The 14,613-nt window shown below is 56.6% G+C and carries 14 protein-coding genes; 10 read left to right on the top strand and 4 right to left on the bottom strand.

Annotation, left to right across the window (positions count from 1 at the left end):
* The first annotated feature begins 30 nt into the window (after window positions 1-30).
* The 3 genes from lpxB to ACDI13_RS00295 are packed head-to-tail and all read left to right on the top strand — an operon-like array spanning window position 31 to window position 2,605.
* On the top strand, window positions 31-1,212 hold the full coding sequence (gene lpxB, locus ACDI13_RS00305; protein ID WP_316988440.1) for a lipid-A-disaccharide synthase: 1,182 nt from the start codon (window positions 31-33) through the stop codon (window positions 1,210-1,212).
* Complete coding sequence (gene rnhB / locus ACDI13_RS00300; RefSeq protein WP_316988421.1) at window positions 1,209-1,814, top strand: ribonuclease HII; 606 nt, start codon at window positions 1,209-1,211, stop codon at window positions 1,812-1,814. The genes lpxB and rnhB overlap by 4 nt, the downstream gene beginning before the upstream one ends.
* Before the next feature lie 8 nt (window positions 1,815-1,822).
* On the top strand, window positions 1,823-2,605 hold the full coding sequence (locus ACDI13_RS00295) for a TrmH family RNA methyltransferase (RefSeq protein WP_316988420.1): 783 nt from the start codon (window positions 1,823-1,825) through the stop codon (window positions 2,603-2,605).
* A 127-nt stretch (window positions 2,606-2,732) separates the two neighbouring features.
* Here ACDI13_RS00295 and ACDI13_RS00290 read toward each other — a convergent pair whose 3' ends face one another.
* Window positions 2,733-3,566, bottom strand: coding sequence for a pyruvate, water dikinase regulatory protein (locus ACDI13_RS00290; protein ID WP_316988419.1), 834 nt, complete (start codon window positions 3,564-3,566; stop codon window positions 2,733-2,735).
* Window positions 3,567-3,735: 169 nt separating this feature from the next.
* Here ACDI13_RS00290 and ppsA point away from each other — a divergent pair, with 169 nt between their 5' ends.
* Window positions 3,736-6,102 (top strand): phosphoenolpyruvate synthase, encoded by a 2,367-nt coding sequence (ppsA, locus tag ACDI13_RS00285; protein WP_316988418.1) that lies wholly within the window; start codon window positions 3,736-3,738, stop codon window positions 6,100-6,102.
* A 469-nt stretch (window positions 6,103-6,571) separates the two neighbouring features.
* Here ppsA and ACDI13_RS00280 read toward each other — a convergent pair whose 3' ends face one another.
* Window positions 6,572-7,093, bottom strand: coding sequence for a TetR/AcrR family transcriptional regulator (locus ACDI13_RS00280; protein ID WP_316988417.1), 522 nt, complete (start codon window positions 7,091-7,093; stop codon window positions 6,572-6,574).
* Between the two features lie 464 nt (window positions 7,094-7,557).
* Here ACDI13_RS00280 and ACDI13_RS00275 point away from each other — a divergent pair, with 464 nt between their 5' ends.
* Window positions 7,558-8,868 carry an NAD(P)/FAD-dependent oxidoreductase gene (locus ACDI13_RS00275; RefSeq protein WP_316988416.1) on the top strand — a complete coding sequence of 437 codons (1,311 nt, stop codon included), beginning with the start codon at window positions 7,558-7,560 and terminating at the stop codon, window positions 8,866-8,868.
* Between the two features lie 32 nt (window positions 8,869-8,900).
* Here ACDI13_RS00275 and smpB read toward each other — a convergent pair whose 3' ends face one another.
* Window positions 8,901-9,365: an SsrA-binding protein SmpB gene (gene smpB, locus ACDI13_RS00270; protein ID WP_003799781.1), complete on the bottom strand. Its 465-nt coding sequence runs from the start codon at window positions 9,363-9,365 to the stop codon at window positions 8,901-8,903.
* 59 nt (window positions 9,366-9,424) lie between these two features.
* On the opposite strand from smpB, the gene ACDI13_RS00265 reads away from it, so the two are divergent.
* The 5 genes from ACDI13_RS00265 to mmsB all read left to right on the top strand — a co-directional run bounded on the left by ACDI13_RS00265 (window position 9,425) and on the right by mmsB (window position 13,582).
* The gene (locus tag ACDI13_RS00265; RefSeq protein ID WP_316988415.1) at window positions 9,425-9,859 is read left to right on the top strand and encodes a type II toxin-antitoxin system RatA family toxin; all 435 of its coding nucleotides are present in this window, start codon (window positions 9,425-9,427) and stop codon (window positions 9,857-9,859) included.
* Window positions 9,852-10,205: an RnfH family protein gene (locus tag ACDI13_RS00260; RefSeq protein ID WP_316988414.1), complete on the top strand. Its 354-nt coding sequence runs from the start codon at window positions 9,852-9,854 to the stop codon at window positions 10,203-10,205. The genes ACDI13_RS00265 and ACDI13_RS00260 overlap by 8 nt, the downstream gene beginning before the upstream one ends.
* Before the next feature lie 149 nt (window positions 10,206-10,354).
* Window positions 10,355-11,503 (top strand): acyl-CoA dehydrogenase family protein, encoded by a 1,149-nt coding sequence (locus ACDI13_RS00255; RefSeq protein WP_316988413.1) that lies wholly within the window; start codon window positions 10,355-10,357, stop codon window positions 11,501-11,503.
* Entirely contained in the window at window positions 11,500-12,627 is a 1,128-nt protein-coding gene (locus ACDI13_RS00250; RefSeq protein ID WP_316988412.1) for an enoyl-CoA hydratase/isomerase family protein, read from the top strand. Before ACDI13_RS00255 ends, ACDI13_RS00250 begins: the two co-directional genes overlap by 4 nt.
* 58 nt (window positions 12,628-12,685) lie before the next feature.
* Window positions 12,686-13,582, top strand: coding sequence for a 3-hydroxyisobutyrate dehydrogenase (mmsB, locus tag ACDI13_RS00245; RefSeq protein WP_316988411.1), 897 nt, complete (start codon window positions 12,686-12,688; stop codon window positions 13,580-13,582).
* Here the strand turns inward: mmsB and ACDI13_RS00240 are convergent.
* Window positions 13,557-14,474: a folate-binding protein YgfZ gene (locus tag ACDI13_RS00240; protein WP_372372573.1), complete on the bottom strand. Its 918-nt coding sequence runs from the start codon at window positions 14,472-14,474 to the stop codon at window positions 13,557-13,559. The genes mmsB and ACDI13_RS00240 overlap by 26 nt on opposite strands.
* Window positions 14,475-14,613: the final 139 nt, after the last annotated feature.

Here is a 14,613-nt window from a genome sequence, read left to right as displayed (position 1 = left end):
ACAGGGGCCAAGCGGGATCTGCGTATAGGAATGGTAGCGGGTGAGCCGTCGGGCGATTTGCTGGCGGCTCGCATTATTCAAGGGCTGCGTCAGGGCAATCCTGGCGTGCAGGTAGAAGGCATAGGCGGCCCCGAGATGGCCGCCCAGCAATTTCACCAATACTATCCCATGGACGCCTTGACGGTATTTGGTTACGTCGAGGCGCTCAAACGCATTCCGGGTCTGGTCTCCACCTATTTGGGCATGCGCAATCAATGGTTGCGGCAGCGTCCCGATGTGTTTGTGGGCATTGACGCCCCGGACTTCAATTTGCGCCTGGAGCATCGTTTGCGTCAGGCCGGTGTGCCCACGGTACATTTTGTGGGGCCCTCGATCTGGGCGTGGCGCTACGAGCGCATCCATAAAATCCGCGAAGCGGTGTCCCATATGCTGGTACTGTTTCCTTTCGAGACCGAGATCTACGAAAAGGAAGGTATTCCAGTGACCTATGTGGGTCACCCCTTGGCGGCGAATATTCCCTTGCAGCCGGATAAGGTTGACGCGCGTCGTCGCCTGGGTTTGCCCGAGAGTGGCCGTATTTTGGGCGTGTTGCCAGGTAGCCGCTCCTCCGAGGTCAAGATGCTGTCGCCGCGCTTCTTGCAGGCCGTACAGATCTTGCAGGACCAGGATCCGGCTCTGATGATTCTGGTGCCCATGGTCAATCCCAAGCGCCGTCAGGAGTTTGAAGAGGCGCTGGCTCAGCATCCCATCCGTAATTTGCACATTATTGATGCCAATACAGCGGGTATTCGTCAGCCGGACTCGGAAGGGGTGGTCCGTCCACCCGCCTGGACGGTCATGGAAGCCAGTGACGCGGTTTTGGTTGCCAGTGGTACTGCTAGTCTGGAAACGGCCTTGTACAAGCGTCCTATGGTTATTTCGTATGTGCTTAGCCCCATGATGGAGCGCATCATACGTTGGAAGTCTGGCCAGGATCGGCCTTATGTGCCCTGGGTCGGCTTGCCCAATGTGCTGGCACGCGACTTTGTCGTGCCCGAACTGCTGCAAGAAGATGCCGAACCTCAGAAGCTGGCGCAGGAATGCTGGAAAGCCTTGAGCGATCAGAGCTATGTGGCTCATATCGAGCAGGTCTTTACCGAGATGCATTTGACCTTGCGTCGGGACACACCCTCCTTGGCGGCTGAGGTCATTTTGAATATGGCGCGCGCATGAAGCAGCTTGATTTAGTAGTCAGTGATGTCTCGGCAGGTTTGGTAGCGGGGCTGGACGAAGCCGGGCGTGGCCCCTTGGCCGGCCCTGTTTTTGCCGCAGCCGTCATTTTAGACCCGAACAATCCCATTGACGGTCTGAACGACTCCAAGAAACTGAGCGCCAAGCGACGTGAAGCCTTGGCTGTGTTGATCAAGGACAGAGCGTTAGCCTGGGAAATTGCCAGCGCCAGTGTGGCAGAAATTGATGACATCAATATCTTGCATGCTGCCATGTTGGCGATGCAACGAGCCTGTAATGGCCTGAGCGTCAAACCCGAACAAGCCTTGGTGGATGGCAATCGCATTCCAACCGGCCTGTGTTGTCCGGCAAAAGCCATCATCAAAGGTGACGCCAGTCATGCCGCCATTGCGGCGGCCTCGATTTTGGCCAAAACAGCGCGGGATGCAGTCTGTCTGGAATTGCATCGAGACTATCCCGAATACGGTTTTGACCAGCACAAAGGCTACGGGACGGCCTTGCATCTGGAACGTTTGTCCCAGTACGGGCCTTGCCCCGAGCATCGTCGTAGTTTCGCGCCGGTACGCGCATCTCTAAGTAGGTAAGTTGAATAATGAGGCTGATTGAATCCAAAGATAATGCACTGTTCAAACGAGTGCAGCGTCTGGCTCACGATAAACGCGAGCTGGACGGGGGTGATCAGTTGATTTGGTTGGAAGGCATTCATCTGTGCCAAATGTGGCTGGAACGCCGTGGCTTACCGGAATTGGCTGTTTTTGAGATGGACCGCCATTCGGATGAGCTGTTGGAACTGGCTCGCTTCTTGCCCGGCCATAGCAGCGTCACCTTCAATGCCACTTTGATGAATGCCGTCTCTCAGGTCGGTCAGGGGCAGGGCATCGGCTTTATTGTTCGCGTGCCTCGTGGGCAGGCCTGGACAGTTCCCACGAAACGGGCCATCTTGCTGGATCAGGTTCAGGATCCGGGCAATGTGGGGACGGTCTTGCGGACCGCAGTGGCAGTGGGTCTGGAAGCAGTGTATTTGACACCGGGCTGTGCCAGCGTTTGGTCGCAAAAAGTGCTGCGTAGCGCACAGGGTGCCCATTTCTCCATTCAAATCCATGAGCAGGTCGATGGCGTGGCGCTGCTTGAAAAAGCCGCCTTGCCGGTGTTGGTAGCTTCTTTGGGCCCGGATACCCAGGACTTGTACGAATCCAGCCTGCCGGATCAAGGGATTTGGGTGTTTGGCAATGAGGGGCAGGGTGTCAGTCCGGCCTTGCTGTCCAAGGCGAATCAACGCTTGTTTATCCCCCAGGCCCCTGGCGTCGAGTCCTTGAATGTAGCCATTGCCACCGCGCTGTGTCTGTACGAGCAACGTCGTCAGCACAGCCGTTAGTCTTCTTGCTGCCCTCCACTGCACTCACGGTGCCCATGAGGGTGGGGGAGGACAGCCAACAGCCGGGTACAGGAGGATCGGCTTTGACGATGCTCTGGCTGTCCGAGATTAGCCCGGCGGGGGCGGCTTAGTAAGAGCGGCGGTCCAAGCCCACATCATCCAGAATCTTGGTGGAGATTTCCTCAATGGATTTGGTGGTGGTGGACAGCCAGGGAATGCCTTCCATGCGCATTAAACGTTCCGCTTCGGCCACTTCCATGCGGCACTGCTCGATGGTGGCGTATTTGCTTCCCGGGCGGCGTTCATTGCGCACTTCAGACAGACGGTCTGGATGAATGGACAGACCAAAAATCTTTTTCCGGTAGGGAGCCAGCGTGGCGGGCAGGGTGCCGCGCTGGAAATCTTCGGGAATGATGGGGTAGTTGGCGGCCTTGACGGCATACTGCATTGCCAAGTACAAGCTGGTAGGCGTTTTTCCGCAGCGGGACACCCCCACCAGAATCACGTCGGCTTGTTCCAGACCGTTCACGTACTGACCATCATCGTGCGCCAGGCTGAAGTTGATGGCTTCAATGCGGCTGTTATAACGCTTGGACATGCCACCGGAGTGCGAACGGCCCACGGAACGGCTGGATTTCACTCCCAGTGCGCGTTCAATGTGTCGTACAAAGGCACCAAACAGATCTAGAAACGTGCAGTTGGCCGCGCCAATGATGTTCGCCATCTTGGGGTCAACCAAGGTACTAAATACCAGCGGTTGCTGGCCTTGTTCCTGGGCGCACTGGTTGATGCGATCAGCGACAGACTGCGCTTTTTCGATGGTATCAATGAAGGGAATCCGGACAGCCTGAAATTCGAATTGAGCGAATTGCGACAGGACGGAATTGCTGAAAGTTTCGGCGGTAATGCCCGTGCTGTCGGAAACGACAAAGACGGTGCGCTCAATAGGAGAAGAAGACATGGAATAAGTCGTGCACAATGCTCGGGAAACGGTACAATTTGCAAGATTACCATTTACCGCTCGAATCGGGGTATGGAAAGGCTGGTTTGCTTAGGACAGATCTTATAGACAGCGCCACTGAGATCACTGCCTTAAGCAAACACGCTTTTTTTTCTATTCAAGGTGACTTATGTCTTACGTAATGAGTTTCGACAAGCTCCGCATGACGGACGTCGATACAGTGGGCGGTAAAAACGCGTCGCTGGGCGAAATGATCAGCCAGTTGGCCGACGCCGGTGTGCGCGTGCCAGGTGGTTTTGCCACAACAGCCGAAGCATTCCGCGTTTTCCTGAAAAACAACGATCTGGACAAGCGCATTCAGCAGCGTCTGGACACGCTGGACGCCGACGACGTTCGTGAACTGGCGGCTGCCGGTGCCGAAATCCGTCAGTGGATCATCGATACGCCGTTCCCGGCCGAATTTGAAAAAGCCGTACGCGACGCGTTTGCCGAATTGGACGCGGATGGCAAGGGTTCCTTTGCCGTGCGTTCGTCCGCCACCGCGGAAGACTTGCCTGACGCCTCCTTTGCCGGGCAGCAAGAAACCTACCTGAACGTGGTGGGCATTGACGAGGTGCTGAGCAAGATTCACCACGTGTTTGCCTCCCTGTACAACGACCGTGCCATTTCCTACCGCGTGCACAAGGGCTACGCCCACGCTGAAGTGGCTTTGTCTGCCGGTATTCAGCGTATGGTGCGTTCCGACAAGGGCAGCGCCGGTGTGATGTTCACCCTGGACACCGAATCGGGTTTCAAGGACGTGGTTTTCCTGACTTCTTCCTACGGCCTGGGTGAAACCGTGGTTCAAGGTTCGGTCAATCCGGACGAGTTTTACGTGTACAAGCCCACGCTGGCTTCCGGTCACTACCCCATCATCAGCCGCCGTATCGGCTCCAAGCTGATCAAGATGGAATTTGACGAAGGTCGTACCACTGATCACGCGGTGCGTACCGTGGACGTGCCGGTGTCCGAGCGCAACCGTTACTCCCTGAGCGACGAAGAAGTGATCGAACTGGCCCGTTACGCCACCATCATTGAAAAGCACTACCAGCGTCCTATGGACATTGAGTGGGGCCGTGATGGTATCGACGGCAAGATCTACATCCTGCAAGCCCGTCCTGAGACCGTCAAATCCCAGCAAGGCAGCAACGATGTGCAAGAACGCTACCGCCTGAAAGCCACGGGTGATGTGCTGGTTACGGGCCGTGCCATTGGTCAGAAGATCGGTTCGGGCAAAGTCCGTATCGTGGCTGATGCTTCCGAGATGGATCTGGTCAAACCCGGCGACGTGCTGGTGACCGACATGACGGACCCTAACTGGGAGCCCATCATGAAGCTGGCTTCGGCTATTGTCACCAACCGTGGTGGCCGTACCTGCCACGCGGCGATTATTGCTCGCGAACTGGGCATCCCTGCCGTGGTCGGTTGCAACAACGCCACAGACGTGCTGAAAGAAGGCCAGGAAGTGACGGTGTCGTGTGCCGAAGGCGACGAAGGCCGTATTTACGACGGTCTGCTGGAAACCGAGATTGAAGAAGTCAGCTGGGGCCAAATGCCCGAGATTGGCCTGAAAGTCATGATGAACGTGGGTAACCCACAACTGGCTTTCGACTTCTCGCAAATCCCGAACGATGGTGTGGGTCTGGCTCGTCTGGAATTCATCATCAACAACAATATTGCGATTCACCCCAAAGCCGTTCTGGACTACCCCAATGTGGATAGCGACCTGAAAAAGGCGGTGGAATCGGCGGCTCGTGGCTATGCCAGCCCACGTGCCTTCTTTGTGGAAAAACTGGCCGAAGGTATTGCGACGCTGGCCGCCTCCTTCTACCCCAAACCCGTCATTGTGCGTCTGTCGGACTTCAAGTCCAACGAATACCGCAAGCTGGTGGGTGGTTCGCGCTACGAGCCCGAGGAAGAGAACCCCATGCTGGGCTTCCGCGGTGTCGCTCGCTACCTGTCCGACGACTTCGCAGAATGCTTCAAGATGGAATGTGAAGCCCTGAAGAAAGTGCGTGACGAAATGGGTCTGACCAACGTCGAAATCATGGTGCCCTTCGTGCGTACCCTGGGTCAGGCAGAACGTGTGGTTGAACTGCTGGCATCTCATGGTCTGGCTCGTGGCGAAAACGGCCTGCGCCTGATCATGATGTGCGAAGTGCCTTCCAACGCTATTTTGGCTGAGCAGTTCTTGCAGTACTTTGACGGTTTCTCCATCGGTTCCAACGACATGACTCAGTTGACTCTGGGCTTGGATCGTGACTCCGGTATGGAACTGCTGGCTGCCGATTTTGACGAGCGCGACGAAGCGGTGAAGTTCATGCTGAGCCGTGCCATCAAGGCATGTCTGGCACAAAACAAGTACGTGGGTATTTGTGGCCAAGGCCCCAGCGACCACCCTGATCTGGCCAAGTGGCTGAGCGAAGAAGGCATTATTTCGCTGTCGCTGAACCCGGATACGGTTGTGGACACCTGGCAGCGTCTGGCCAAGGCCTAAGCCACGACCAGGGAAGCTTCTCTGGCAGTACGCTGCTCAAGCCAGTCAAGACTCAACACCCCGACATGGAGCGTCCATGTTGGGGTGTTGTTGTTTTTGGGGCTTATCTTTTGCCAGCATTTCTGTTCTTGCTTTTGCCCGTGCTTAGGCGATTTCATTTTGCGGTTCTTTTAGCCTAAGAGCGTGTCTATGGTGCCGTATTGGCAAGCTGGAGTCGGTGTGCAAACTTGAACAGGTATTGTCGAGTGCTTGTGGTGTACGGCAAGGAGCAGTACAGCTTCAACCCTGACGATCGGAGCAGGGGTAGGGTGTTGATGAAAGGTCGTGATGGGGGAAGAGGGGCTGTCGCCGCCCTGGATCGGGCAGCATGGATTCAGCATATCTTGAAGGGTTCGCTGGCAGTTGCAGAGCGTCAAGCAGGGAGCCGTATGGAGATGGCAATCAGCGGTTGCCGCCGATTGATGCAGCCTTAGTTTGCGGCGTCGCTTTGATAAACATGCAAGAACATATCCAGAATATGTTCTGTTTCAGTTTGAATACGCTCTTCCGTCCAAGGCTCCATCGCCCCCATGAGCAACAAGACGATTTCGCCTTCGCTCAGGCAGCGGAAGTGTTCCACCATCAAGGCCGGGTCCAGTCTGCGTAAGGTGCCACGCTCGATATGGTGGGCAAAGAAGCACTGCACACCATCCCAGATCTGGTCGTCCAACATCTCCATGAAGCGTTTGCCGATATCGCTGTGTCCGCCCACAGAGACCACAATACGCAAGAGCTGGGCGGTTTGCCTGGAGTACAGGTTACGCAGCATCGGTTGCAGGAAACGCTGCAGTTCTTCACGTATATTGCCTTCGCAGTCTAACTTGGTCAGTACCTGTTCGGTAAATTCGTGAGCACCAGTGAGCAGGACGGCCAGCAACAGATCTTCTTTGGACGGGAAGTAATTGTAGAGCGTGCCCTTGGAGCCGCCTGCCAGCGCGGCGATTTGGGACATGGATGTGGCCTCAAAACCATTCTCGCGAAAAACCTCAGAAGCGACTTCCAGGATTTTGTCGCGGCGTTCACGCCCCTTTCGAGTCGCTCGTTGAGATTTTCGGGGAACATCGTCGTGCATAATGGCAGGCAAAATTAAGTGAATAGGACAAAGCCAGCATCATACCGTATCAATCGCTGCTGTGCTGCTGCTCTATGTCGATCGTTAAGGGTAAGCAAGACCAAACCCCTTTATTTTACGCCATGCACTGCTGTGGGGCCTATTTGGTTTGCCCCAGTCTTTGATCTAAGGCCTATTTACGCGCAAAAGAGCCACATCGTCGAGTGGTGGCACAGGCTAGCGTGACGGGGCCCACCTGCGAGCGTTTACAGATCACCGCTATAGTCCTTATCTGTTTTCATTTAAAGTATAAGGCGGCGGTTCTGATACTCTCTTTGCTTAAGACAAGGCCCAAGGAGTTCTGGATGTCTACTACGCAGTCGTATCAAGTGGTGATTGTTGGGGGCGGGGCAGGCGGCCTGGAGCTGGCTGCCAAATTAGGGCGTCAATTCGGGCGTCAGCATATCTTTCTGGTCGACAAAGACAGTGACCATATCTGGAAACCGTCCTTGCACGAGGTTGCCGCCGGCACCCTGGATATTCACCGCGAAGGGCTGTCGTATTTCATGTTGGCGCGTGACTGTGGCTTCACCTTTATTCAAGGTGAAATGACCGGCATAGACCGGGAGCAGCGCGTCATTACGTTGGCTCCAGTCCTGGGGCCTGATCATGAAGAAGTTTTCCCGGAACGCAGCCTGTCCTATGGCACGCTGGTGATGGCTGTGGGCAGCAAATCCAATTTCTTCAATACGCCCGGCACGCATGAGCACGCGCTGGCCTTGGATTCAACCCATCAGGCCGAGCGTTTCCGTTTGAAATTGCTCAATGAACTGATCAGTGTGACTCGCCGCGCACAGCGTGAGCCGGGCGCGCCGTTGTATATCAATATTGTCGGGGGCGGGGCGACCGGGGTGGAGCTGGCAGCGGAGTTGCTGGAAGCCCGTGCCGATTTAAGCATCTACAGCATTCCGGGCAGCAGTTCGGAGCGCGAAGTGCGTATTACCTTGCTGGAAGGGGCAGATCGCATTCTGTCTGCCTTGCCGCCCAAGCTATCCGCCACCGCCCAAAGTTTGCTGGAGCAGCGTGGCGTGGCCGTTCGGACCTCCGTGCGGGTCAGCCGTCTGGCTGCGGATTACATCGAGGATGTGAACGGTGGGCAATATCCCAACGATTTATGCGTCTGGGCGGCGGGAATCGAAGCCCCTGCCTTTTTGGGCCAACTGGGCTTGCCCGTCAATCGCATCAATCAGTTGGTGCTGGACTCCTGTTTGGCTACGCCCGATCCCTATATCTGGGCCTTGGGCGACTGTGCTCAAGTGCCTTGGGACAAAGAAGGCCAGTTTCTGCCAGCACGTGCCCAGGTCGCGCATCAGCAAGCCAGTTATTTGCGCAAACGTCTGGCCGCTCGCATTCAGGGCAAGCCGGTGGATGAAGCCCCCTTTGTCTACAAGGACTACGGCTCACTGGTCTCCGTGGGGCATAGTCGCGGGGTCGGGAGCCTGATGGGGGTACTGTCCGGCAAGAGCTGGTTTGTGGAAGGTTTGCTGGCTCGTATCATGTACATGAGCCTGCACCTGATGCACTACATGGCGATTTTGGGGGTTGCGCGAACGGCAACCTTGGCTTTGGGCCGCTTGCTCAGCAAACGGGCCGCCCCTCGTGTTAAATTACATTGAGATTTGGAACAAAACGGGCTTTTTAGCCCGTTTTATTCATTCGTCTTGCGGCGGGTGTCGTGTTTCATCAAGCGTTCTTGTTCGCGCTTCCAGTCTTTGTCGCGGGAAACATCACGTTTATCGTGCAGTTTTTTACCGCGTCCCAGGCCGAAGTCCAGCTTGATACGACCTTTCTTGTAGTGGAGGTTCAGGGGAACCAGGGCGTAGCCGCGTTGTTCAACCTTGCCGATCAGCTTGCTGATTTCTTCGGCTTTGAGCAGCAGTTTACGTGTACGCGTGGCATCGGGCCGGATATGGGTGGAGGCCGTCGGCAAGGCGCTGACGTGCATCCCTAAAATAAACAGCTCGCCCTCGCGCACGATGACATAGCTTTCTTTGAGCTGAACATGCCCAGCTCGGATCGCCTTGACCTCCCAACCCTCCAAGACCAAACCGGCCTCAAAGCGTTCTTCGATAAAGTATTCGTGGGTAGCCTTGCGATTATCAACAATACTCATGAATTAATTGCCAACCATAGATTGTAAAATCAGAACATTCTATCTATTAACCAGACCTGATGCATACAGTAAAACGCTCCGTCCTTCTTCCTTATAGCTGCGAACAGATGTTTGATCTGGTTGCAGAGGTGGAAAAATACCCTGAATTCATGCCCTGGTGTGGTGGCGCGACCGTCAATCAGCGCGATGAACAGGGGATGGAAGCCTCGGTGACCATCAGCATTGCGGGTATTCGTCAAACCTTCACCACGCGCAACGAACACGATTATCCCAACCGTATTGTCTTGCGTCTGGTCAAAGGGCCATTCTCGGCCTTGACAGGAGATTGGCAGTTTACTCCTTTGGGCGAAGACGGTTGCAAGATCGTGTTCACCATGGAATACGAGTTCTCCAGCCGCGCGCTGGAAATGGTGGTGGGCCCCATTTTCAACCGCGTTGCCAACAGCTTCATCGACTCCTTCACGCGCCGCGCTCAAGAGGTTTACGGTGACTGAGTTATCCGTCAGCGTGATGGTGGCGACCCAGGCTCAGGTCTGGAAAGTCGCCTTGCGTTTGCCTGCGGGCAGTTGTGTCCGTGATGCCCTGGTACAAGCCGGGATTTCCGAAGGGCTGCGTGAATGCCGCCTGCCGCCGCTCGATGATGAACAGGGGTTGGACGCCTTGCATGTCGGCGTCTACGGCCAACGCTGCCAACTGGACCAGCTCTTGCAGGATCAGGACCGGGTGGAAGTCTACCGTGAACTGGTCTTTGACCCCATGGACTCCCGCCGTCGTCGTTATGCACACAAGCTGGCGGCCCGCGCTGCCGCCAGACCCCGCCGCAAACCTGCCCGCGCCTAGTTCCTCCGCGTCTGATCTTCAAGTCGCTACTTTCAGCTAGACTGTCGCCTCCTGCCTGGCACTGCCCCCTATGAAACGGCTGATTGTCATCAGCACGACAACTAAAGGGGGCGGCTCGCATTATGGTGGGTAAAAATAAGGAGACAGACATGATACTGACAGACGATCAGAACGCTTTTGCGCAAGCGGCTCGCGAGTTTGCACAAGGGGAACTGGCACCGCATGCGGCGCGTTGGGACGAGGAGCAGATTTTCCCGATCGAGGCGTTCCGTAAAGCCGGCGAATTGGGTTTTTGCGGCTTGTACGCCCCGGAATCCATTGGTGGCCTGGGCCTGGGGCGTCTGGAGTCCAGCCTGGTGTTTGAGGAAATGGCGGCGGTTGACCCGTCGACTACCGCATTTCTGACGATCCATAATATGGTGACCTGGATGGTCGGCACCTGGGGGACGGACGAAGTCAAATCCCAATGGGGCGAGCTGCTGAGCAGTGGGCAGAAACTGGGCTCTTACTGTTTGACCGAACCGGGCGCAGGCTCGGACGCCGCCTCGCTGCGCACCCGCGCCGAGCGTGATGGCGACGATTATCTGATCAGCGGTAGCAAAGCCTTTATCTCCGGTGCCGGGGACACGGATTTGCTGGTGGTCATGGCTCGTACCGGTGGTGATGGTCCCAAGGGGATTTCCGCCTTTGCCGTTCCTGCCGATGCCGCCGGTATCACCTATGGCCGCAAAGAATTGAAGATGGGCTGGAACAGCCAGTCCACACGGGGCATTACGTTTGAGCGCGTGCGTGTGCCTGCATCGGCCATGCTGGGTCAGGAAGGTGAAGGCTTCAAGCTGGCCATGAAGGGCCTGGACGGTGGGCGTATCAATATTGCCTGCTGCTCGGTAGGAGCCGCCCAGGGCGCGTATGATGCCGCCCGCCAATACATGCAGGAGCGCCGCCAGTTTGGCAAGCATCTGGACCAGTTCCAGGCCCTGCAGTTCAAACTGTCCGATATCCTGACCAATGTGGTCGCTGCCCGCCAAATGGTGCGTCTGGCCGCTTCCCACCTGGACGCTGGCAGCAGCCAGGCCAGCACCTACTGCGCCATGGCCAAACGTATGGCCACGGATCTGGGTTTTCAGGCCTGCGTGGATGCACAGCAGCTCTTTGGTGGTTATGGTTACCTGAAGGATTATCCTGTGGAGCGACTGGTGCGCGATACTCGGGTGCACCAGATTCTGGAAGGCACAAACGAGATCATGCGTGTCATCATCGCACGACAAATCATTGATCTTGGAGCTGATATTCGATGACGGATTCTGTTTTGTTTGATCGCCTGCCCGGCCAGAACGGGAAGGCGATTGGTGTTGCGACGCTGAACCGCCCGCAAGCCCTGAATGGGCTTAATCTGGAAATGTGCCAGTTGCTGTTCAAGCAGTTTCAGGACTGGGCGCAGGATTCCAGTATTGCCATGATCGTGTTGCATGGCGCCGGAGAAAAGGCCCTGTGCGCTGGCGGCGATTTGCACTCCTTGTACGCTTCCATGCAAAAGAACCAGGGTGGTTCGGCCTGGAATAACGAGTACGCCCGCGAATTTTTCGATGTGGAATATCGCCTGGACTATCTGATTCATACCTTCCCAAAACCCATTCTGTGTTGGGGTGACGGTATTGTGATGGGCGGAGGCGTGGGCTTGTTCAACGGCGCCAGCCATCGTGTGGTGACGGATACCACGCGTTTTGCCATGCCGGAGATTTCCATTGGCCTGTTCCCTGATGTGGGTGGCACCTGGATGCTGTCACATCTGCCTGCGGGTATCGGCCATTTCCTGGCACTGAGCGGCGCGCAAATCAATGCCTCGGACTGCTTGTTCCTGGGCTTGGCAGATGCTTACTTGCCACGGGTGCATTTTGATGCCTTGCTCACGGCCCTGCAAGCCACGCACTGGTCTGGTGAACGCGCCGCGTGTGACAGCAGCGTGCATCAGGTCCTGCGCAGTCTGGCAGATGGCGCTCGCCCCGATAGCGGCCCGCTGGAGCAACATTACGCCATGCTGCGTGATGTCTGCGCCAGCCGCGAATTTGAACGCATTACACAGGCTCTGCAACAGTGGCAGGACAGTGCCGACCCTTGGCTCTCTCGTGCCGCGCAAACCTTTGCCAAAGGTGCTCCAGGTTCAGCCCGTCTGTCCTTTGAGCTGCTGGAGCGTGTTCACCACCTGTCTTTGGCCGATGTCTTCCGTCTGGAATACATTGTGTCGTTGCAATGTGGTGTGCAAGGCGACTTCCAGGAGGGTATTCGTGCACTCTTGATAGATAAAGATAAACAACCACGCTGGAATCCGGCGTCGCTGGAACAGGCTGATGCCCGCTGGGTAGAACGCTTTTTTGTTCCGGCCTGGCCTGCAGAAACGACACATCCCTTGGCTGACCTGTAATTCAGGCAGACCACTGCGGCGCCTGATGGCGCCGTTTTCATAATGACGAGGAGACAAAATGAGTAACACGATTGCATTTATCGGGCTGGGCCATATGGGCAAGCCCATGGCACTGAATCTGCTCAAAGCCGGTCATGGTTTGAAAGTCTTTGACCTGAATGCGGAAGCCATGAAGGAACTGCAGGCGGCGGGGGCGCAGGTGGGCGAATCAGCAGTGCAGATCGCCAAAGAGGCGCAGATGGTCTTTACCATGCTGCCGGCTGGCCGCCATGTTCGTCAGGTTTACGAGGGTGAGAACGGCTTGTTGCAGGCCGTGGCCCCCGGCACCGTGCTGGTCGATTGCAGCACGATTGATGCCCAGACCAGCCAGGATCTGGCGGCCAAGGCGGCCAAGCTGGGTCTGTTGATGCTGGATGCGCCGGTCTCCGGGGGTACCGGTGGCGCCATTGCCGGCACCTTGACCTTTATGGTCGGGGGCGAGGATCAGGCGCTGGAAAAGGCGCGTCCGTATTTGGAGGCCATGGGCAAGAACATTTTTCACGCTGGTCACGCCGGTGCGGGTCAGGTTGCTAAGATTTGCAACAATATGCTCTTGGGGATTTTGATGGCGGGTACCGCCGAGGCCCTGGCTCTGGGCGTTGCTCACGGTCTGGACCCAGCGGTGCTCTCGTCTATCATGGCGCGTAGCTCTGGCCGTAACTGGGCGACCGAACTGTACAACCCCTGGCCGGGCGTGATGCCGGATGTACCGGCTTCGCGTGATTATCAGGGTGGTTTTGCGACAGGTTTGATGCTGAAAGACCTGGGTTTGGCGGCCGATGCAGCCGTGAGCCAAAACAGTGCGACACCGTTAGGCGAACTGGCCCGTAACCTGTTCGCCTTGCATGCCGCACAAGGTCAGAATGCAGGGCTGGATTTCTCCAGCATTCTTAATTTGTACCGTCAGAAGAGCTAAGTTCTGGCAGCGCGTAGGGCAGGGGCTGCCATTCTAGCGCCTGTCCTTGCTCCAGTTGAAACTGGCCTTGTCCCAGGTCCGCCAGTACCACTTCCATCAAGACATACAAACGCTGCTGCTCGGCTTGCCAGGCGCGGTTGATAATGCGCGCAGCGGCAACCGGCTCTGCACCTTGCGAGACCAGGAACACATCGGCGGCTTCTTGCACCTGTGGTGCCGTGTCCAGAATGGAGCTGCGGGCGGCCATCATGCGGCGCTTGATCGTGCCTCGATAGTGGCTGCGTGCCACGACTTCCTGGCCTGGATAACAGCCTTTCTTGAAGTTGATACCGTCGATCAGGTCCAGGTTCAGAGTCTGGGGAATGAACAGATCCTGCGTGTCAGCACTGATCCAGGGTAAGCCCGCCAAAATATCCGCTGCTTCCCAACGACCCTCAGACGCTAGAGCGTTTGCATCTTGCTGGGGAGAAATCCGCCAGTAGCGATTCAAGCCGTCCAGCTCGCCGGGGGCTTGGATTAAGGTGTCGTCACCATCACGCTGCAAATTCCAGACCGCTTGGGCAGCGGATTGCTCCGCCACCCCGTACACCTGCCGCTCAGCCAGGCTGATCGTCACTTTGCTGCGCAGCACGAACATGCGCAGGCGCTTGATCAGGGCTTCGCTGAGATCACGGCGCACCAGGGCAAAGACTGTTTCGTCCAGCTCGCGCCACAACACCATGGTTGCCAGGCTGCGGCCTTTGGCGGTGCAATAGGCCGCGAGGCAGGCGCGCTCGGCAGTCAGGTGCTCCACATCATTACTGACCTGAGCATGGAGAAAGGACACGGCATCGGCGCCTTGAAACTGGAGGACGCACCAATCAGGCAGGGCGAAAGAGGAGGGGGCAGGCATTCCGGTCATGGCTGAACGAAAAAAGAAATTTAAACATCAATGATACCGTGGGTGAGGCCAGTTTCAGGGCCATATCCCCGCTGGGATAAGGGCATGGGCGGAATAGTGAGGAATGAGGCGGGACTGAAGGGGGCCGTTT

It is taken from the genome of Alcaligenes faecalis (assembly GCF_041521385.1).
Taxonomy (GTDB): Bacteria; Pseudomonadota; Gammaproteobacteria; order Burkholderiales; family Burkholderiaceae_B; genus Alcaligenes; species Alcaligenes faecalis_E.
This window is presented reverse-complemented; position numbering and strand designations above follow the sequence as displayed.

Coding starts and splice junctions, on each gene's coding strand:
- lpxB (WP_316988440.1), top strand. CDS start 31: ATGGTAGCGGGTGAGCCGTCGGGCGATTTGCTGGCGGCTCGCATTATT.
- rnhB (WP_316988421.1), top strand. CDS start 1,209: ATGAAGCAGCTTGATTTAGTAGTCAGTGATGTCTCGGCAGGTTTGGTA.
- ACDI13_RS00295 (WP_316988420.1), top strand. CDS start 1,823: ATGAGGCTGATTGAATCCAAAGATAATGCACTGTTCAAACGAGTGCAG.
- ACDI13_RS00290 (WP_316988419.1), bottom strand. CDS start 3,566: ATGTCTTCTTCTCCTATTGAGCGCACCGTCTTTGTCGTTTCCGACAGC.
- ppsA (WP_316988418.1), top strand. CDS start 3,736: ATGTCTTACGTAATGAGTTTCGACAAGCTCCGCATGACGGACGTCGAT.
- ACDI13_RS00280 (WP_316988417.1), bottom strand. CDS start 7,093: ATGTCCCAAATCGCCGCGCTGGCAGGCGGCTCCAAGGGCACGCTCTAC.
- ACDI13_RS00275 (WP_316988416.1), top strand. CDS start 7,558: ATGTCTACTACGCAGTCGTATCAAGTGGTGATTGTTGGGGGCGGGGCA.
- smpB (WP_003799781.1), bottom strand. CDS start 9,365: ATGAGTATTGTTGATAATCGCAAGGCTACCCACGAATACTTTATCGAA.
- ACDI13_RS00265 (WP_316988415.1), top strand. CDS start 9,425: ATGCATACAGTAAAACGCTCCGTCCTTCTTCCTTATAGCTGCGAACAG.
- ACDI13_RS00255 (WP_316988413.1), top strand. CDS start 10,355: ATGATACTGACAGACGATCAGAACGCTTTTGCGCAAGCGGCTCGCGAG.
- ACDI13_RS00250 (WP_316988412.1), top strand. CDS start 11,500: ATGACGGATTCTGTTTTGTTTGATCGCCTGCCCGGCCAGAACGGGAAG.
- mmsB (WP_316988411.1), top strand. CDS start 12,686: ATGAGTAACACGATTGCATTTATCGGGCTGGGCCATATGGGCAAGCCC.
- ACDI13_RS00240 (WP_372372573.1), bottom strand. CDS start 14,474: ATGCCTGCCCCCTCCTCTTTCGCCCTGCCTGATTGGTGCGTCCTCCAG.